This window comes from Ruegeria sp. CDSB022, assembly GCF_059611145.1.
The window spans coordinates 130,891-150,417 of record NZ_JBXWOZ010000007.1 but is presented as its reverse complement, the minus strand read 5'-3'; the positions used below and the strand labels follow the sequence as shown (position 1 = coordinate 150,417).

At 55.6% G+C, this 19,527-nt stretch carries 18 protein-coding genes; 8 read left to right on the top strand and 10 right to left on the bottom strand.

Features of this window, described 5'->3' with window-relative positions; genetic code table 11:
* Positions 1–671 precede the first annotated feature (671 nt).
* The gene (locus AC2FIZ_RS13235) at positions 672–1,544 is read right to left on the bottom strand and encodes a bile acid:sodium symporter family protein (protein ID WP_142639611.1); all 873 of its coding nucleotides are present in this window, start codon (positions 1,542–1,544) and stop codon (positions 672–674) included.
* 227 nt (positions 1,545–1,771) lie between these two features.
* Between AC2FIZ_RS13235 and AC2FIZ_RS13230 the strand changes: the two genes are divergently transcribed.
* The 4 genes from AC2FIZ_RS13230 to AC2FIZ_RS13215 all read left to right on the top strand — a co-directional run bounded on the left by AC2FIZ_RS13230 (position 1,772) and on the right by AC2FIZ_RS13215 (position 5,018).
* Positions 1,772–2,749: an AraC family transcriptional regulator ligand-binding domain-containing protein gene (locus AC2FIZ_RS13230; protein ID WP_496791132.1), complete on the top strand. Its 978-nt coding sequence runs from the start codon at positions 1,772–1,774 to the stop codon at positions 2,747–2,749.
* 161 nt (positions 2,750–2,910) lie between these two features.
* Positions 2,911–3,777, top strand: coding sequence for a cysteine hydrolase family protein (locus AC2FIZ_RS13225; protein WP_496791130.1), 867 nt, complete (start codon positions 2,911–2,913; stop codon positions 3,775–3,777).
* A 48-nt stretch (positions 3,778–3,825) separates the two neighbouring features.
* The gene (locus AC2FIZ_RS13220) at positions 3,826–4,311 is read left to right on the top strand and encodes a YHS domain-containing (seleno)protein (protein WP_496791128.1); all 486 of its coding nucleotides are present in this window, start codon (positions 3,826–3,828) and stop codon (positions 4,309–4,311) included.
* Positions 4,312–4,448: 137 nt separating this feature from the next.
* A complete protein-coding gene (locus tag AC2FIZ_RS13215; protein WP_496791124.1) occupies positions 4,449–5,018 on the top strand; it encodes a carboxymuconolactone decarboxylase family protein in 570 nt (189 codons plus the stop codon).
* A 19-nt stretch (positions 5,019–5,037) separates the two neighbouring features.
* Here the strand turns inward: AC2FIZ_RS13215 and AC2FIZ_RS13210 are convergent, their stop codons facing one another.
* Positions 5,038–5,967 carry a LysR family transcriptional regulator gene (locus AC2FIZ_RS13210; RefSeq protein ID WP_496791123.1) on the bottom strand — a complete coding sequence of 310 codons (930 nt, stop codon included), beginning with the start codon at positions 5,965–5,967 and terminating at the stop codon, positions 5,038–5,040.
* A gap of 118 nt (positions 5,968–6,085) precedes the next feature.
* Here AC2FIZ_RS13210 and AC2FIZ_RS13205 point away from each other — a divergent pair, with 118 nt between their 5' ends.
* From AC2FIZ_RS13205 to AC2FIZ_RS13195, 3 genes are read left to right on the top strand one after another with little or no spacing between them, the layout of a single operon-like run.
* The gene (locus AC2FIZ_RS13205) at positions 6,086–6,712 is read left to right on the top strand and encodes a pyridoxamine 5'-phosphate oxidase family protein (protein WP_496791121.1); all 627 of its coding nucleotides are present in this window, start codon (positions 6,086–6,088) and stop codon (positions 6,710–6,712) included.
* A 60-nt stretch (positions 6,713–6,772) separates the two neighbouring features.
* Positions 6,773–7,753, top strand: a complete 981-nt coding sequence (locus AC2FIZ_RS13200; RefSeq protein ID WP_281973664.1) for an alpha/beta fold hydrolase — start codon at positions 6,773–6,775, stop codon at positions 7,751–7,753.
* Positions 7,754–7,771: 18 nt separating this feature from the next.
* Positions 7,772–8,719: a PhzF family phenazine biosynthesis protein gene (locus AC2FIZ_RS13195; protein WP_282027266.1), complete on the top strand. Its 948-nt coding sequence runs from the start codon at positions 7,772–7,774 to the stop codon at positions 8,717–8,719.
* Positions 8,720–9,136: 417 nt separating this feature from the next.
* On the opposite strand, the gene gyrB is transcribed toward AC2FIZ_RS13195, so the two are convergent.
* Entirely contained in the window at positions 9,137–11,554 is a 2,418-nt protein-coding gene (gyrB, locus tag AC2FIZ_RS13190) for a DNA topoisomerase (ATP-hydrolyzing) subunit B (protein WP_142638216.1), read from the bottom strand.
* A gap of 101 nt (positions 11,555–11,655) precedes the next feature.
* Entirely contained in the window at positions 11,656–12,228 is a 573-nt protein-coding gene (locus tag AC2FIZ_RS13185) for a TetR/AcrR family transcriptional regulator (protein WP_282027287.1), read from the bottom strand.
* 99 nt (positions 12,229–12,327) lie between these two features.
* On the opposite strand from AC2FIZ_RS13185, the gene AC2FIZ_RS13180 reads away from it, so the two are divergent.
* Positions 12,328–12,894: a carboxymuconolactone decarboxylase family protein gene (locus AC2FIZ_RS13180; protein WP_142638218.1), complete on the top strand. Its 567-nt coding sequence runs from the start codon at positions 12,328–12,330 to the stop codon at positions 12,892–12,894.
* Here AC2FIZ_RS13180 and recF read toward each other — a convergent pair.
* The 6 genes from recF to mutM form a co-directional block, all read right to left on the bottom strand.
* Complete coding sequence (gene recF, locus AC2FIZ_RS13175) at positions 12,891–13,985, bottom strand: DNA replication/repair protein RecF (protein WP_496689843.1); 1,095 nt, start codon at positions 13,983–13,985, stop codon at positions 12,891–12,893. The two genes, AC2FIZ_RS13180 and recF, sit on opposite strands and share 4 nt — an antisense overlap.
* A 39-nt stretch (positions 13,986–14,024) precedes the next feature.
* The gene (dnaN, locus tag AC2FIZ_RS13170) at positions 14,025–15,146 is read right to left on the bottom strand and encodes a DNA polymerase III subunit beta (RefSeq protein WP_271950744.1); all 1,122 of its coding nucleotides are present in this window, start codon (positions 15,144–15,146) and stop codon (positions 14,025–14,027) included.
* A gap of 227 nt (positions 15,147–15,373) precedes the next feature.
* A complete protein-coding gene (gene dnaA / locus AC2FIZ_RS13165) occupies positions 15,374–16,759 on the bottom strand; it encodes a chromosomal replication initiator protein DnaA (RefSeq protein WP_142638224.1) in 1,386 nt (461 codons plus the stop codon).
* Between the two features lie 549 nt (positions 16,760–17,308).
* The gene (rpsT, locus tag AC2FIZ_RS13160) at positions 17,309–17,572 is read right to left on the bottom strand and encodes a 30S ribosomal protein S20 (RefSeq protein ID WP_142638226.1); all 264 of its coding nucleotides are present in this window, start codon (positions 17,570–17,572) and stop codon (positions 17,309–17,311) included.
* A 227-nt stretch (positions 17,573–17,799) separates the two neighbouring features.
* A complete protein-coding gene (gene acuK / locus AC2FIZ_RS13155) occupies positions 17,800–18,576 on the bottom strand; it encodes an acryloyl-CoA hydratase (RefSeq protein WP_142638228.1) in 777 nt (258 codons plus the stop codon).
* A 65-nt stretch (positions 18,577–18,641) separates the two neighbouring features.
* Positions 18,642–19,493, bottom strand: coding sequence for a bifunctional DNA-formamidopyrimidine glycosylase/DNA-(apurinic or apyrimidinic site) lyase (gene mutM, locus AC2FIZ_RS13150; protein ID WP_281973594.1), 852 nt, complete (start codon positions 19,491–19,493; stop codon positions 18,642–18,644).
* Positions 19,494–19,527 lie beyond the last annotated feature (34 nt).

Sequence of the window (19,527 nt, the reverse complement as noted above, 5' to 3'; positions counted from 1 at the left end):
CGGCACCCGAAGCATTCCGGATGCATTATCTCGGTCAAACGAAAGCAGCGCTGAAGCTCGCTGGGTAGGTTTTGCTCAAACAATGAGATTAATCGACCAAAAGTTCGTCAATTGTCATCTGGTTAATTGGATTTCGTATTGCCCTTATTCCCTGGCGTTTACGTTGGCTGACGTAGCCCGACAATGCTCCGTACCTAAATTTGCTTCGAATAGGCCAACAATCGAAAGTGCCGCACTTCCACGAAGAGCCTCTGACCATCTGGGCCGGTCGGATTGGGCAAGCGAAACTTTGAACGGCAACTTTGCAAAGTCAGCTTTCTGCGCATTTCTGTCATTGGGGCATCGATCAGCATCGGTCAAAGTGGGCTCGATGCGGCCATTCTCCGCAGCAAGCATGTTTGGCAGGTCCAGCCCAATCCGGACACTTAATCCAAGACTTTGCAATTCCGACTTGCGGACAAAACTGACCTTGGCGTCTACACCTTCGCCGACGCAGGATCCACCGCACTGGCAACAACAGCTCTTCCCTTCAACAGGGAAAATCGCCAAAGCGGCCGTTCCACAACGGGCTTTGGAGCTCCTTGGTCGCTCTTTGACCAGACGGCGCTCTGGCATGGAAACAAAGGGGCTTGGCTCAGCGCATAACCAAAGCTAGCGAATAGGCGTCAGGATCATGAAATTGGGCTTCTTCGCGCAAGGAGGGCGAAGACAGGCAACATTGTTACGATCCAGACCACGCTATAAATTGCGGATGGTATGGCATATTCGCTTAACCCATTGGTGTTAGGCAACAGCAAAGTAGCAATTGCGATTCCCAAAGCTCCGTTTTGAACGCCGGTCTCAATTGAAATCGTCTTCGCCTCGATGTCTGTGCATCCGAGCATCCCTGAACTCATGATGCCAATAAACGTGAGTGACGCACCTACAACAAAAAGTGCGGGTCCAAGCCTAAGGTAGTTATCCGCGACCACCACCCAGTTTGAAATGATAGCGCCTCCGATGACCATCGCAAAAAGTAGCATAGAGACCTTGCTAAAGATTGGTTCGACCGCAGCTACAATTCGCGGCGCCAAGGATCGCGCGATCACCCCGGCTAGGATCGGTGAAGCTGTTAAAAAAAACATTGCTAAAGCCGTCGAAGAAATGTCGATAGCGGGCGCAGTTGCCCCCATGAACATCTGCATCGAAAACCCCAGGATGAGCGGTACGGTAACGACACAAGTCAGACTGAAGACTGCTGTAAGAGTAACGGACAAAGCGACATCCCAATTCGAAAGCTTGGTCACGATGTTACTGATCACCCCGCCCGGACAGGCCGCTAAAATCATGATGCCAACGGCTGCCTCAGCGGAAATCCCAAAGATAAAAGTCACCATCAAAGCGATGCAAGGCAGCAAAATGATCTGGTTGAGAGCGCCGACGCAAAAGGCCCGTGGACGTCGTCCGATGCGTTGAAAGTCAGCCGCTGTGAGTCCGAGGCCAAGGCAGAACATGATGACAACAACTGCGAGCGGCAGCAGCACAGATATGAAAATTTCGCCCATCTACCATGACCTCTATGGCTGCATGCTTCCGCACGCTTTCGGACGATACCGTTCAGAAAACCTGATGACGAGTGTTATCAGTTTGGCGCATTTATCCTCAAGCGCCCGAAGATCGAGGCTGTCTCTATTTATTATACCTATCACAGGGTTGGACGATCTGGCGTGAAAGAGCTTTCCAGTGCTAATCTCACTGTATGGCAAGTGTAACTTACGCATTCGCCCGCGCGATGGCCAACGCCGCCGGGATGACGCTAAACGACGATGGCGCCCTGATTTCGAATGGCGCTGTCGTGCTGCGTCTACCAGAAGCTCAAGACGGCCAATTGGCGGATGATGCGTATTTCGATCTGATCGATTGGATTCGTACGCAACAAGCGGACGAGGCCGCGTTGGTTGAGGCCTATGCGAACGCGATTGCGACCGATGATCTCGGCGTCCTTGGCCTAGCCGTAAAGACAGCTCCGACCTTGCGGCAATCTTTGCAACGGATCGAGCGTTATTTTCGTCTCGTAACGGACACCGCAGTTTACAGACTTGATGAAACCGGCGATCCGGTCCTTTGGATTTTTGAGGGACAAACATCACATCGCGCTGCCTTGGAGCTGCGCAACGAATGCGCGCTTGCGGCCTTTGCGAGGAACATGCATCGGTTTGTGGGTGATGGGTTGTCGCTCGCATATGTCACGTTTCAGCATCCATGCAGACAAGAACCAGAGCGTTACGCCGAATATTTCGGGTGCCCGGTTCGATTTGGGAGCGGCCACAACGCCATTGCTATGCGCCCTGCTATGCTGGAAAGCGAAAATCGTCTTGGCGATCCGGGCTTGTCAGATTTCATGACGAAGCACCTGGATGAGGAGTTCAACTCTCGCGATGACGACACCTCACTGAGCCAAGCAATTGCCCACTGGCTTACACCGGCCCTGAGTAACGGCGCGCCGCAAGCAGCGCATGTCGCACAAGAGATGGGAATGAGCGAGCGCACGCTTTACCGCAGGTTGGCCGAGGAAGGGCTGACCTATCGCGACGTTCTTGGTCAGGCACAAGTTGCACTTGCTCGTGACCTGCTCCGTGACGGTAAGGCTTCCATAGCCGAGATCGCCTTTATGACCGGGTTTTCGGAACAGAGCACGTTCAGCCGCGCCTTCAAGCGCTGGGTTGGCCAGGCTCCGGCACGATTCAGGCAGCAAGCGACCTCCGACTAGGCACACACCTCAAGACCACATGGCAGGTTCGGCCAAAACCTTGGCAGGGCGGGCCGATACCTCAATCGATGTGGTGCATAACTTCTTCTTTGTCAGATCCACCTGGGGCGCTGCCGAGTAAAGCAAACCCATTTGCCCCTCTCAGACAAAGGAAATTTGCAATGAGCAATCATGACCACAAACATGGAGCAAGCTGCGCTTGCGACGTTACGCCCGAACGCGTTGATATGGCGCGCCGGCGACTCTTGCAACAAGCCGCCGGTGCGGCCGCGGCAGGTACAACAATAGTGGCTGGCGGGCAGGCCCTTGCCGCGACCGACGAAGCACGCGCCTACTATGCTGACCCGGAAAATCCAGGCCTTCCCCAAATCGACATGACCATCGAGCCGGGGCGTACTGCGCTTGTGGTGACCGACCCCCAGATTGATTTTTTGTCAGAGGACGGTGTGACGTGGGGCGTCGTTGGCGAAAGCGTGACCGAACAGGGCACGGTCGACAATATCGAACGGCTTTTCATTGCCGCCAAGGCTGCGGGGATGCCGGTCTTCATCTCGCCCCACTATTACTACCCACATGACCACAAATGGGAGTTCGAGGGCACTCTGGAAGCGACGATGCACAGCATCGGCATGTTTGACCGCCTGGGACCGCTCAATTTGGACAACTTCGAGGGCTCAGGTGCCGACTGGATGCCGCAATACAAGAAGTACATCGAGGATGGCGAAACCATCATTTGCTCGCCACACAAGGTTTACAGCCCTGCTCAGAATGACCTGAACCTGCAATTGCGTAAACGCAAGATCGACAAGGTGATCCTCGCGGGGATGTCGGCGAACCTGTGTACGCAGGCGCATCTCTACGAGCTGCTGGAGCTGGGCTACGAAGTCGCTGTCGTTCGCGATGCCACAGCCGGGGCCAAGGTGCCTGAAGGTGACGGGTATCTCGCTGCCATCATCAACTTCCGCATGGTCGCCAACGGCGTCTGGTGGACCCACGACGCGGTTGAGCGCATTGGCCAATCGGCCTGACCCAAATCGATCTTCAAATTTGATCCTAGCATCCTGAAAGGACATATCATGACACGCATCTTTACATTTCCCACGCTTACAACAGCGTTGACTCTCGCCCTGGCGGCGGCGGCATTGGCCGACGATGAATACAACGTTTCGAACAGTCTTACCTTGACTGGGCAGCCCCTCGGCATGCATGGCGTCGATCCTGTATCGATGTTTGAAGCCGAAATACCCGAAATGGGCAACGCCACTTTTACATCGGCCCATGATGGAGTGGACTACTATTTTGCGTCGCAGGCAGCGAAAGCCACATTCGAGGCGGATCCGACGGCACATCTGCCTCAATTCGGCGGGTTCTGCGCCTTTGGCGTCTATGTAGGCAAGAAGCTTGATGGCGATGTTCGGTATACCGATATCGTGGACGACAAGCTCTATCTCTTTGTGAATGAAGAAATCTTCAAGAAGTACCTTGAGGACAAAGAGACCGTGATCCAAGGCGCCCATGCCAAGTGGGCAGACATCCACCACACGCCTGTCGGCAGCCTTTGATCGAGGAATTTGGTGGCTTTTGCCGGTCGGAGCCACCGCTGCCTCTCCCCTCCCCAAAAGGCCGGCATTTCTCCAAGACACCCTGTCCGCAATGACAATTCGCGTGTGTCGAAAACTCTTCCCAAAGGAAACCAGACATGACTGATTTTGAGACATATACAATCGCCTCAGCCCCTGATACCGCGAAACCAATTCTGGAAGCATCGCTGAAAGGATATGGTTTTGTACCCAACCTTTATGCGGCCATGGCCGAAGCGCCCGCAATTTTGGAAGGCTATAAGACACTTTCCAGCATCTTTGGAAAGACCAGCCTGTCAGAGACTGAGCGCCAGATCATCCTTATGACTAACAACCGGTTGAACGGGTGCAAGTACTGCATGGCCGCCCATACCACTCTTTCACAGATGGCCGGTGTCCCCGAAGACGTGATCGCAGCGTTACGCGATGGCAGCCCTATCGCCGACCCCAAATTGGAAGCACTGCGCAAATTCGCCATCGTGATCAACGAAAGCCGAGGCTGGCCCAGCGACGCACAGGTCGAAGCGTTTCTGACGGCTGGTTACACACGCCGATCTATGCTGGAAGTCATCCTCGGCACAGCGTTGAAAACCCTGTCGAACTATACGAACCATGTGGCGGAAACCGCGTTGGATGATGCCTTTGTGCCAAATGCATGGATCGCCTCGGTCGCGGCAGTGGCTGAATAGCGCGACGCCCGCCCATTTGTTAATCTTGCTTTTGGACCTGTGTTTGATTCCCGACAAGAAGGGGATCTGATTTTAGACGTCCGACAGCAAAGTCAACAAAGGTGCGCACCTTCGCAGACACGGTTCGTCCCTCTTGATGCACAAGATGGATGGGGACTTCGGGTGGTTCATACGACTTTAGAACAGTCTTGAGCCGCCCATTTGCAATGTAGGGTGCGACTTGATAGGACAGAAGCCGCCCGACACCATGACCTTGCAAGGCCAACTCGATCACAGCGTCATTTGTGTTCATGCTGATGCGTGGGCTCATGCGTTTGGTGACAGTCTTTCTGCCCCGTTGAAAATGCCATTGGGCCGATGCATTCAAGGCAGTTGAATTAATGATTGCATGGCAGGATAAATCATCGGGCGTATCTGGTTCGCCATATTGGTCAAGATATTTACGGGAAGCAAACGCGACCTGCCTCACCGTACCACACCTGACAGCCATCAAACTGGAATCAGCGAGGTTGCCAATTCTGATCCCGACGTCGAGACCCTCATCAATCAGATTGACCACTCGGTCCACATAGAGCGTGCGCGCTGAGAGCTTTGGATACAGATCCAGAAATTCGCCCAAAATTGGAGTGACGAACATACGGCCAAACAGGACTGATGCAGTAACACTAATTTCCCCGGTCGGTTCGGCATAGGAACCGACAGCGGCGCGCTCGGCCTCTTCAAGGTCAGCTAGAATACGTCTGGCATCCTCAAAAAACCTTTGCCCGCTATCAGTCAGCATCACTGAGCGCGTTGTGCGTACAAAAAGACGTAGCCCGAGGCTGTCCTCAAGCATAGAAACCATTCGGGTCACTGTCGGTGGTGACATGTTGAGGTCGCGGGCCGCAGCAGCGAAACCTTTTAGTTCGGCGACCTTCACAAAGACTTTTAACGCGTGAAATCTGTCCAAGATATTATTCCATATTTTTGAATAATATATTGCCAAGTATCCAAATTCCGCAACTTGAAAGCTCCAATTAACTTCACCTCAGTCCCAGGGCATCGCCCAGGCCGAGATGGAGAATTCAATGGCACGACCCTTTGCAGAGATCAGCTTCACGCCCTCCGTTCGCGAAACGCAGGCCAAAAACGGGTCAGCTAACGGCTACGCGAAGTTTCTGGACGGCACGCGTCAGGAGGACTCAATCTGCCCGGTCGAGGCCAGGTTCATCGGGCAAAGAGACGGCTTCTATCAGGCAACAGTCTCGGAAACCGGCTGGCCCTATGTACAATTTCGCGGTGGACCAGCGGGTTTTCTGAAAGTGTTGGATGAACGGACACTTGCCTACGCCGATTTCCGCGGCAACCGGCAATATCTCAGCACTGGGAATCTGCTGGGCAATGACCGAATCTCGCTGATCCTGATGGATTATCCCAATCAGCGACGCCTCAAGATCTGGGGTCGGGCGAAACTCATTGATGCCAATGCCGATCCGGCGCTGATGCAGCGCCTGAGTGAGCCGGGCTATCGCGCTCATCCTGAGCGGGCGATTGTGATCAAGCTTGAGGCGATGGACTGGAACTGCCCGCAGCACATCCCCCAACGCCTGACCCTTGAAGAATTTGAAGATTACCTCGTCCCGCTTCGCACTGAGCTGGAAGCACTGAAAGCTCGAAACGCAAGGCTCGAAGAGGCACTGAGTCAGCAAAACTGACCGATATCAAGCCCCGCGCGTTCAAGCACGCACGCCGTAACCTGAAGAAAGGAAACATCCATGTCGCGCAATCTGAAATCCGTCCTGAGCGCCAGCATTCTCGCACTTTCCATTGCTGCGCCATTTACACCGGCGCCAGCAATCGCCGCAGAGACTGGAATTGAAGCCACGCAGGCTGTCAGCTTCCGCACGGAAGAAATCGGCGATATCGCTATCGCCTATCGTGAAGCAGGAGATCCAAACAGACCTACTGTCCTGCTGCTTCACGGCTTTCCGACCTCATCACATATGTTCCGCAACCTTATCCCTGAACTGGCCAAGCACTACCACGTGATCGCACCCGATTTTCCCGGATTTGGAGCGTCGGAGATGCCAAAGGCCGAAGGCTTCGAGTATTCCTTCGCGAATATCTCCGAAATGATGACATCGCTGCTCGACCGGAAGGGAGTCGAACAGTACTCGGTCTATTTGATGGACTATGGTGCCCCGGTTGGTTTCCGAATGTTTGCGGAACAGCCCGAGCGGGTAACCGGCTTCATCATTCAAAACGGGAATGCTTACAAGGAAGGGCTGCGCGAGTTCTGGGATCCAATCAAAGCCTATTGGGCCGAGCCATCGCAAGAGAACGGCGACCAGCTTCGTGGATTCCTCACTCTGGATGCAACCAAATGGCAGTTCACCCACGGCGTTAAAAAACCGGAACTGATCAGTCCCGACAATTATTGGCATGTCCAATACCTGCTCGACCGCGAAGGTAATCAAGAGGTGCAACTTGAACTCTTCCTAGACTACGGCACCAATGTTGCCGAGTACCCAAAATGGCAAGCGCTGTTTCGGAAGCATCAACCCCCGGCGCTACTGATGTGGGGTAAGAATGATCACATCTTTCCGGTCGAAGGCGCCTATCCCTATGAACGCGATCTGAATGATCTCGAGTTTCATCTGCTCGATACGGGTCACTTCGCGCTGGAAGAATATGGGCCCGAGATTGCGGCGCAAATGACCGCCTTTCTGAACCGCATCACCGCCGCCAGCAACTGACGTAAAACTGGCCGCACCATGCTCAAAGGTGCGGCCGACGCATGGAGAAAACCAATGAATACGCAAGCAAATACTGTCAGACAGGTAACGGTTGAAATCGTACACGGCTTTGTCGACGGTGGCGCCGGTGGAAATCCCGCAGGCGTCGTCCTGGATGCTGATGAATTGGGCGAACAGGATATGCAAACCGTCGCGGCAAGGGTTGGATTGTCCGAAACGGCCTTTGTGTCGCAGTCCAAGACAGAGGGCTTCAAACTGGATTTCTTCACACCGAACAGGCGCATCGCTCATTGCGGTCATGCAACAATTGCCGCCTTCTCTCACCTTGACGCGCTGGGCCGGATTCCCAATCCCAACACCTCGAAGGAGACAGTTGATGGGCCAAGGCGCATACTAATGAAAGAGGGTGCCGCCTATATGGAACAGCTGGCCCCAAAATACGCGATACCAGAGGAATGGGTGGAAAAAGGTGTAAACATCGACGATGTACTGAACTCCCTTGGGATCAACAGACATCATCTTGATCAGGAAATACCACCGGTTTTAGTCAATACCGGTAATAGTTTCATTGTCATCGGCCTCGCTGATGCCGATGGTCTTGCCAATGTGAAACCAGATTTTGCCAAAATCACGCAAATCAGCGAACGACTGGATTTGATCGGCTACTACGTCTTCACAAGAGACCCATCGGCGACCGACCGAGACGCTACAACCCGCATGTTTGCGCCCCGATACGCGATTGAGGAAGAAGCCGCGACGGGGATGGCTGCGGGGCCCTTAGCATGTGTATTGCACGACTTTGTCGTATCATCTCAACGATCATTTCAAATCGAACAAGGGGTGTTTATGAACCCGGCGAGTCCGAGCCTGATAAAAGTCGATCTGGAAATCGACAATGGAACAATCTCCGGCCTCTTGGCAGGTGGTTTCGGCAAGGTCATGTGCTCGCGTCGAATTAGTTTCTAGCGTTGCGCTCGCGGCGAATGGCTGGCTTGGCGGGCTGCACCGCAGCAACGACGCCCATCGGGCCACGTCCGAATTGGGCCGTCCGCTGAATTTTGCAAAGTCCGGATTCCTGGGCATCGCTGACCTTAAGCAATAGCACCCGCTTATCTTGTAGCCTACAGCCGCCATCTGAGAAAACTACGGCGGAAGTCCGCATTCCGCTCTTGACGTAGATTGTTCTTGTCCACTTTGGGTTGGAAGCGGCAAACTTCAAGCTTCACGGAGGCCACGTCTATGGCATGGGACCAACCAAAATTTGCGCTGTGCGCAATTAGCTTTGAATTCTAAATTCTGTGCGTGGCTTTTGCGCCCAATGTTTTGGGCCAAAGATGCAAATCTTTAGGCGAAATGCAAAGCTTTGGGAGCACCTACAAAAATTCAGAAGTCCAGATTTTCGACGCTCAGAGCATTTTTCTGTATAAATTCACGGCGCGGTTCCACGACATCGCCCATCAATTTAGTAAACAGGTCATCAGCTTCGAGCATATCATTCACCCGCACCTGCAACAGAGTCCGTGCATCCGGGTCCAACGTGGTTTCCCACAGCTGATCTGGGTTCATCTCGCCCAGTCCCTTATAGCGCTGCAGGGACAGGCCCTTTTCACCCTCTTCCAGAATGGCACGCAACAGATCCAGCGGACCGTGGATGGCCTGCGACCGGTCGCGGCGGATCAGGGTTGCGGATGTGTTATAGATTTCCTGCAGGCTTTGGGTAAAGCTGCCGGTCTTGCGCGCTTCGCCCGAGCGCAGCATCGGGCCGTCCAGCGTACGCACCTCTTCAACGCCGCGCAGAATACGAGCCAGGCGGATGCCGTGATCCTGCGTGATCCGACCCTGCCAGCCACGTTCGTATTCCAATGCGATCAGGTCAAGACGGGCTGCGACCTTGTCGGCCACGCCTTGCAGATCGGCATCAACCGCACCGGGGACAAAGGCACCGGCCACGGCGGCCTGTTCCAGAATGTGGCGCGGATAGTGCGTCGGGAATGCATCCAGAACGCGTTTCAGCTGGCGCGCTTCGTCAACCACGCGCGCCAAGTCCTGGCCGGACAATTCCTCGCCCGAACCCAGTTTCAGCACCGCACCCTCGACGCCCTGATTGATCAGGTAGTCATCCAATGCCGCCTGATCTTTCAGATACACCTCGGACTTACCGCGCGCGACCTTATAAAGCGGCGGCTGCGCGATATACAGGTATCCGCCCTCGATCAGCTCTGGCATCTGCCGGAAGAAGAAGGTCAACAACAGCGTCCGGATATGTGCACCATCCACATCCGCATCCGTCATGATAACGATCTTGTGGTAGCGCAGCTTTTCGATATTGAACTCATCGCGGCCAATGCCCGTGCCCAGCGCCATTACCAGATTGCCGATTTCCTGGCTCGACAGCATCCGGTCGAACCGTGCACGCTCCACGTTCAGGATTTTCCCACGCAGCGGCAACACGGCCTGTGTCAAACGATCCCGCCCCGTCTGAGCCGAGCCACCAGCCGAGTCCCCCTCGACCAGGAAAACTTCGGTCTTTGACGGGTCCTTCTCGGAACAATCCTTCAGCTTGCCGGCCAGATAGTTCACATCCATCGCCGTTTTGCGGCGGGTCAGTTCACGGGCTTTTCGTGCGGCTTCACGGGCCAGAGCAGCCTCGATGATTTTGCCCACGATGATTTTGGCTTCATTTGGGTTTTCCTCAAACCATTCAGCCAGCTTCTCGTTCACCATCCCTTCGACCGCCGGGCGGACCTCGGAACTGACCAGCTTGTCTTTGGTCTGTGAGGAAAACTTTGGATCCGGTACTTTGACCGACAACACGCAGGTCAGGCCCTCGCGCGCGTCATCGCCCGTAAAGCTGACCTTTTCCCTTTTTGCAATGCCGCTGGATTGGGCATAGTTGTTGATCGTGCGGGTCAGCGCACCCCGGAAACCCGCAATATGAGTACCGCCATCGCGCTGAGGGATGTTGTTAGTAAAGGGAAGAACTGACTCGTGATAGCTGTCATTCCACCACATCGCGATTTCGACACCGATATCGTCCCGCTCACCCTTGATATAGATCGGCTCGGGCATGGCAGACGACTTTGATCGATCGAGGTATTTGACGAATTCCTTCACGCCGCCCTCATAAAACAGCTCAGTTTCCAGCCGTTCTGCGGGGCGTTCGTCGACCAGGATGATCCGCACACCCGAATTCAGGAAGGCAAGCTCGCGCAGGCGCTTTTCCAGCGTCTCGAACGAGTATTCGAGGTTCGAGAACGTATCGGTCGAGGCCAGAAAGCGCACCTCGGTCCCCGTACGGTCGCCACATTCGCCGACCACTTTCAGATGCTCGACGGTTTCGCCCCCTTCGAACCGGGCGACATGTTCTTTTCCGTTGCGCCAGACGCGCAGTTCCAACCAGTTGGACAGCGCATTCACAACCGAAACGCCCACGCCGTGCAGACCACCAGACACTTTGTACGAGTTGCTGTCGAACTTACCGCCCGCATGCAGCTGGGTCATGATGACCTCGGCGGCGGACACGCCTTCTTCGTGATGGATATCCACCGGAATTCCGCGACCGTTGTCGCTGACTGAGACGCTGGAATCGGCGTGAATTTTCACTGTCACATGGTCGGCATGACCGGCCAGAGCTTCGTCAATTCCGTTGTCGACAACCTCATACACCATATGGTGCAGACCCGAGCCATCATCGGTGTCGCCGATATACATGCCTGGGCGCTTTCGAACTGCCTCTAAGCCTTTGAGAACCTTGATTGAATCCGCGCCGTATTCTTGCGGTGCCTGTGCGTCTTCGGACATGCCGTTAGTACCTATATTATTTTGGTAACTTATACGTTCTCTGGTGGGGAATGTCACGCGATCCCCCAATATTTTGTGCCAGAGTTTGGATTTTCAGCCGATCAAAGCTGATCGAGGTCTGCGGCGATATCTGCGGCGATTTCCTTGGCGTCGACGTCTCTGCGTTCAGCGGACAATCGCAGGCCCAACAGGTCGGATTGATAGCGCGCCGCAAGCCGCTCTGGATCGTGGTCAGGACCGATCTCTCGGGCCTGTTGCGCCTGCCTAAACAGCGTTGCAAAACATTGCTTCATCTCAGCCATATGCCGGCTGGCTTTCTGCGCTAGCTGGTGATCCCTTGCCTGCAATTCGGCAAAGGTCTTGGCGAGCATACAGGCCTGCACCGGCGTTTGGCTGGAATCGATCACAATCTGCGGCTGCGTCTTTAACGCGGCCAGCGGCCCGATGTCTTCTGCCAGCGCTGTCAGCCGCGCTACACCGTCCTGCGTGTAACGTTCCAGCGCCAGCGCATAAAGCGCGTCTTTTGACCCAAAGGCCGCATAGAAACTGCCTGGCTTCAACTTCAGCTCGCGCTCCAGATCCTTCAACGACGTCCCGGCCCAGCCATGGCGCCAGAATATGTCGCGGGCCTGCGCGATCAGCGCGTCTCGGTCATAGGCAGGTTTGCGGGGCATCGACATCACCAATTATTGAACGGTCACTCAAATATATACTTGAGTGATCGCTCAAGAAAGACTATTTCCGACTCAGACATCAAAAAATGGAGCATCCACATGGCCGATTTCCCATCCCACGACCTGACCACCGCCCCCGAAGGGTCCAAACCTCTGTTGGAAAAATCTCAGGCCGCGTTTGGCCGCTTGCCCGGCCTGCATAAGGTGATGGCCGAAAGCCCACAGCATCTGGAAGGCTACCAGGTTCTACATGGCCTCTTCATGCAGACCGATTTCGACAATGACGAAAAAACCGTCGTCTGGCAGACCATCAATGTCGAGAACGAGTGCCACTATTGCGTGCCCGCCCATACCGGCATCGCCAAGATGATGAAGGTGTCGGATGACATCACCGAAGCGCTGCGCAACGAAACCGCGCTGCCCAATGCCAAGCTCGAGGCGCTGCGGACATTTACGCTGCAGATGATGCAGACCCGTGGCAATCCCACCGAGGCGCAGCTGCAAGCCTTCTTTGACGCTGGTTATTCGCACCGCGCCGTGTTGGACGTGGTGCTGGGCCTGGCGCAGAAAACCATGTCGAATTACGTCAACCACATGGCACAGACCCCAGTCGACGAAGTAATGCGCGGCTTCTTGTGGGAACGTAAGGTCAGCGAACCGGCCTAATCGACGATCGAGCCCTCATCACCTTCGGTGACAACCAAGGTCTGGGCGCGGTCCCCCAATTCTGCAAACAGTTCAGGCCCGGTGCCCGTCATCCAGGCCTGAGCCCCCAACGCGCAAATCTCTTCATAAAGCGCGGCGCGGCGCCCGGCATCCAGATGGGCGGCAACCTCATCCAGCAACACAATCGGCGGTGCCCCGATCATCCCGGCCAAAGCGCGCGCGTTGGACAGGATCAGCGAGACCAGCAGCGCCTTTTGCTCACCGGTCGAGCAATCCTTGGCCGGAACGCCCTTGGCGGCAAAGACGCCGTACAGGTCAGACCGGTGTGGCCCGACCAGTGTGCGCCCCGCCGCCAGATCGCGAAAGCGGCTTTCATTCAGCCCCTCTCGCAGATCATCCGCCGTTTCCGGCATGGCACCTTCGGTTTGAACCAGCTCAAGATCAGCCGATGGAAAACCCGTTTCGGCCTGATCCTGTGCTGTGCGCAGATGATCCAGAGCGGCCATGCGCGCCACATGGATGCGATGTCCGGTTTCGGCCATCTGCCCCTCGAGCGCGGCGTACCAATGGGCATCGCGCACCTGTTCTTTCAGCAGCCGGTTGCGTTCGCGCATGGATTTTTCATAAATCAGTGAGGCTTCGGCGTGGGCAGGATCAAAGCTGAGCGCGATGCGATCGAGAAATCGCCGCCGCCCCTCAGCCCCCTCGATCCACAGCCGATCCATCGAAGGAATCAACCAGACAACCCGCGCCAGTTTACCCAGATCAATCTGACTGGCGGATTTGCCATCAATCCGAACCTGCCGCGCCGTGCCGCCTTCGGACCATGTCTCGATCTCGTAATGCTGTCCCTGTGCTTGCAGCAGACCGGATAGCTTCCAGCCCAGCGCCTCGGGGCGACGCGTCATCTCGGCAGCACTGGCCCGCCGCATGCCACGGCCGGGTGAAAACATCGAAACAGCTTCAAGGATATTGGTCTTACCCGCGCCGTTGGGTCCGTGAATGGCAACCGGGCGGCCATCCAGCGACAGGCGCGCCAGTTTGTGAGAGCGAAAATGCGAGACCGTCAGTTCGGTCAGGGCCAAGGTCATGACCCCTCTCTTTCCTCAGCGATCAGCCCCCAAAGCCGATCAGACACGCATCGGCATGACCACATAGACCGCGCTCAGGTCATTGCCCTCGCGCATCAGGGTCGGATCACCAGCGGAGTTGAACAGGAACACCGCGTTTTCGCGATCCACCTGAGAGGCAATCTCCAGCAGGTATTTTGCGTTGAAACCGATCTCGAGCCGTTCATCTGAATAAGCGACGGCCAGCTCTTCTTCGGCGGCACCGCTGTCCGGGGCATTGACCGAAAGAACCAGTTTATCCGTATCCAGCTGCAGCTTGACCGCGCGCGAACGTTCAGACGAGACCGTCGCAACCCGGTCGACGGCCTGAGCAAACTCAGCCGCATCCACTTCCAGTTGCCGCGTGTTGCCCTGCGGGATGACCCGTGTGTAGTCGGGGAATGTGCCGTCGATCACCTTCGAGGTCAGCGTAATATCCGGCGTTGCGAAACGCACCTTGGTTTCGCTGACGGAAACGGCGATATCCATCTCGTCATCATCCAACAGCTTGCGCATCTCACCCACGGTTTTGCGTGGCACGATCACGCCGGGCATATCCGCAGCCCCATCCGGAAGGTCTGCGTCAATGCGCGCCAGACGGTGACCATCGGTGGCCACACAGCGCAGCACCTTGCCGCCTTCGGAGCCATCTGAAACATGCATATAGACGCCATTCAGATAGTACCGCGTCTCTTCGGTTGAGATGGCGAATTTCGATTTGTCGAACAAACGGCGCAGCAATGCTGCCGAAGCCGTAAAGTTCGACTGGTATTCCGATGAGGCCATAACCGGGAAATCTTCTTTCGGCAGAGTCGCCAGAGAGAAGTTCGATCGCCCGGCTTCAACCGTCAGGCGACCCGCCGCACTGTCGGCGGTCAGGGTGACCAACGCGCCATCGGGCAGTTTGCGCACAATCTCGTGCAGGGTTGTGGCGGCAACCGTGGTGGCGCCGGCCTTTTCCACCTGCGCAGGGGCCTTGTCGACCACTTCGATATCCAGATCGGTGGCGCGGAACATGGCCTGATCACCTTCGGCCTCGATCAGAACATTAGCAAGTATAGGGATCGTGTTGCGTCGTTCGACGACGGATTGGGCCTGGGAAACGGCCTTGAGAAGGGTGCCGCGTTCGATGCTGATCTTCATACCCTTAATTCCTCTGACTTGCGTGCCGAAAATGGGCGGGACTGGCACGTTAGCGCCTCCGCCCTGAGGCACAAGGATTTTTTATGGATTTCTGAGTCGGTTTGCCCGCAGGGTCAAGAGGCGCGTGACCCTGCGGTCACAGTTCATAGCCAACCGTGGACTATTGCGCACAAAAAAACGCCCCGGCCATCAGGATCCGGGGCGCCTGTTTAATGCCTAGAAGATACTCAGGCTTCCAGCGCGCGACGCAGCATTTCCACGTCTTCGGCGATTTGGCCATCGGTTGTCTTCAGTTCTTCGATGCGTTTGACGCCATGCATGACCGTGGTGTGATCGCGTCCGCCAAACCGACGGCCAATCTCGGGCAAAGAGCGGCTGGTCAGCTGTTTGCACAGATACATCGCCACCTGACGCGGGCGCGCATAGGAGCGCAACCGCTTGGGGCCTATAATGTCGCTAAGGCGGATATTGTAATATTCTGACACTTTGCGCTGAATCTCTTCGACGGTAATCTTGCGTTCTGACGCGCGCAGCACGTCCGCCAGGCAATCCTGCGTCAGCTCCATGTCGATCTCGCGCCCGACAAGCGAGGCAAAGGCAAACAGCCGGGTCAAGGCCCCTTCCAAAACACGCACATTGGTCGAGATGCGATGGGCCAGGAATTCCAGCACCCCATCTACGATAGTCACGTCAGGATAGGTGCGGCTGTATTGCTGAACCTTGGTTTGCAAGATGCCCAGACGCAGTTCGTAATCAGTGGGATGCAGATCGACGACCAGACCACATTGCAGGCGTGATTTCACACGGTCCTCCAGGTCCTTGATCTCGCCCGGGGCGCGGTCGGCTGAGATGATGATCTGTTTGTTCTGGTCTACCAGCGCGTTGAACGTGTGAAAGAACTCTTCCTGAGTCGAATCCTTTCCAGCGATAAACTGGACGTCATCAACCATCAGCACATCGACCGAACGGAACAGGTGTTTGAAGTCCATCATCCGGCGTTCCCGCAGCGCCTGCACAAAGCGGTACATGAACTGTTCCGCCGACAGGTACAGAACATTCAATTCGGGATGTTTAGTCTTTAGTTCCCAGGCGATGGCATGCATCAGGTGGGTTTTACCCAAGCCGACACCGCCATACAGAACCAGCGGGTTAAAAGTCACGGGGCCACCTTCGGACACACGACGCGCGGCGGCATGGGCCAGCTCGTTGGGCTTGCCGACCACAAAGCTGTCAAACGTGAAACGAGAATCCAACGGCGCCGCCTGCAGGGATTCCAACGCATCATTCGCGGTCGCGGATAAAGTCTGCGTTTGCGCTTCCTGAACGCGGGCAGGCGCAGTTGCCACGTCGTTCGAAGGACGTACCGGAGAGTTCGCTGCCACTCGGAACGCGAGGCGCTGTACAGATTCTCCGGCGGTGTTCATCTCATACAGGATAAGATCCGCAAAATTCTGGCTCACATAATTGCCCATAAAGTTCGTCGGAACCGAGAACACCGCTACACCGTCCTGCAGCTCTTGGAATTCAAGAGGCTCGATCCAGGTGGTATAGTTGTTCTTTCCGATCGCCTTGAGCAGTTTGTTACGCAGTAGTCCCCATTTCTCTTGTGTCATTAAGCGCCTCACGCATCCCATTCTTTATTGGCCTGTCGGCCTTATTACTAAGCCCCGGTCGCCCGGATCACGATGTCACTCGCAAAAGGATACCCTGTGCCAAACCGCAGAAGTTTGGCGGGTTTGTCCCTGAAAGTCAGCACAATCCAAACTCGTGACATCCAGCACCTGAATATCCCGAAAAGCGGCCTGCGCTTCGCAATCTTATCTTTAGACAGGGCTCGGATCCTCGGTTACCCCAAGACCCTCAGCAGATCAGCAAACCGGTTTATCCGGATGCCAACATTCGTTCCTCGACCGCTCTGATGCCCGTCAGTACAATCGCAGGAACAGCCTGTCCCCCCAAGCGAGTGAATCGCTGTATCAGTGGTAACAAGAGGCCGACGTCTGCGGCAACGAAACTCTGATATTGACTCGGGTCTTTGTGCGAAAGAATCTCTCGGCAACGTGAAGACGCGGTATTCTGGCAACAGCAAAAGGGCGCCGCGATATGCGACGCCCTTCGGAATAGTTCAGCCATGCTTACGTGACCCTAGGTCACATAAAGACTCAGCCCAGCGCTTTGACGCGGGCCGACAGACGGGACATTTTGCGGGAGGCTGTGTTCTTGTGGAAGACGCCTTTGGTGACGCCGCGCATCAGTTCGGGCTGAGCTGCGCGCAGAGCGGCAGTTGCTGCGTCCTTGTCACCGGATGCGATTGCTTCTTCTACTTTGCGCAGATAGGTGCGGATACGCGAACGACGCGCTTTGTTAACGGCGAAACGCTTTTCGTTCTGACGAGCGCGTTTTTTTGCCTGGGGCGAATTTGCCATGTGTCTCTGACCTTTGTTCGGTACGGTTATGTAGGATGCGCGCCGCGGATATCCGCACCGGATCAGAATCACGAGTGTGAGTCGGGCCAAGCGGGCCGCACGCGCATGTATAGCGGCGGTGCATAGACAAGTTTTGAGGCTTTGCCAAGCCGATTCTGTACTGCTGAACCGCGGGCAAGAAAAAGGCGGGCTCAGCCCGCCTGTTCGATACATATTTCGTGGCCGGTTTACTTGTCCCGGAACTGAGCCGAGCGTTTTTCCAGAAAGGCTGCCATGCCTTCTTTCTGGTCCTCGGTGGCGAACATCGAATGGAACACCCGGCGCTCGAACAACATACCTTCGCTCAACGGCACTTCATAGCTGCGGTTGACCGCCTCTTTTGCCGCCATGGTCGACAGTTGCGATTTCTCGGCAATTTTCTGGGCCACGCCAATGGCTTCTTCGATCAACTTCTTGGCCGGTACAATCCGGCTGACAAGACCAGAACGTTCAGCCTCTTCCGCGTCCATGAAGCGACCGGTCAGATTCATGTCCATCGATTTTGACTTGCCAACGAACCGGGTCAGACGTTGGCTGCCGCCCAGCCCTGCAATAACGCCCAGATTGATTTCAGGCTGGCCAAACTTGGCAGTATCGGCGGCAATGATGAAATCGCACAGCATCGCCAATTCACAGCCACCGCCCAGCGCATAACCCGCAACTGCTGCAATGATAGGTTTGCGGATGGCCGAGATACGATCGTTGGCCTCGGCAAACAGGTTGACAGTGAAGACGTCAACAAAGCTCATCTCGGACATTTCCTTGATGTCCGCACCTGCGGCAAAGGCCTTGTCCGAGCCTGTGATGACGACGCAGCGTACCTTGTCGTTTCCATCCGCCTCTTCCAACGCGGTGCACAATTCACCCAGCAACTGAGTGTTCAGCGCATTCATCGCATCGGGGCGGTTGAGTTTGATGAGGGCGACGTGGTCTTCGATTTCGACGATGATCGTCTCAAAAGCCATGAGTTAGAGCTTCCGGTTGTTCCGTTCAGGTACGATTCCTTACCACGCGAAAAACTTGGATCAAGCTATCTTTGGCATTGCACACAATAGAAGGATGAGCGACCGGACTGGGTGATTCTCTTGATTTCTGCCCCGCAACCCCCTGTCCTGCAGGGCGCACCCTCGCGCCCGTAGACATCAAAGCTGTGCTGAAAATATCCAAGTTCTCCATCGGCTTGCCGGAAATCCCGCAGTGACGATCCACCTGCCTCGATCGCCTCCTGCAGCACTTGACGGATGATCGGAACCAACGCGGCAACGCGGGTAGAAGAAATCTGTCCCGCTTTGCGACGTGGCGACACTCGACCCCGATACAACGCTTCGCAGACGTAGATATTGCCCAGTCCTGCAACGATTCCCTGATCCAACAGCGCTGATTTGACCGGTGTGTTCTTGCCTTTGAACGCTTCGATCAGATGCTGTTCATGAAAATCATTGCCCAACGGCTCCGGTCCCAGGACCGATAACAGCTTATGATGCTCGGCGGTTGCCGTAGGTAGCAGGTCCATCGCACCAAACCGACGTGGGTCATTGAAGGTGATCCGAGCACCATTGGCCATGTGAAACACCACATGGTCATGTTTCTCGGGCATGGGATGGGTATGCGCAAATTGGCCCAGTGGATCACCCGAGACCGTTATCCGCCCGGACATGCCCAGATGAATCAGTAACGTTTCGCCACTGCTAAGATCAGCTAGAATGTACTTGGACCGCCGCCGCAACCGATCGACCCGCTGGCCGGTCAACCGTTCGGCCATCCGGTCAGGAAACGGCCAGCGCAAATCGGGGCGATTTACATCCGCCTGTTCGATCACGATACCTTCCATCGCCGGGGACAGGCCGCGTCTTACTGTCTCGACCTCGGGCAATTCGGGCATTTCCTGGCTCCTATTCCAAAGGGCCGCATTGTGC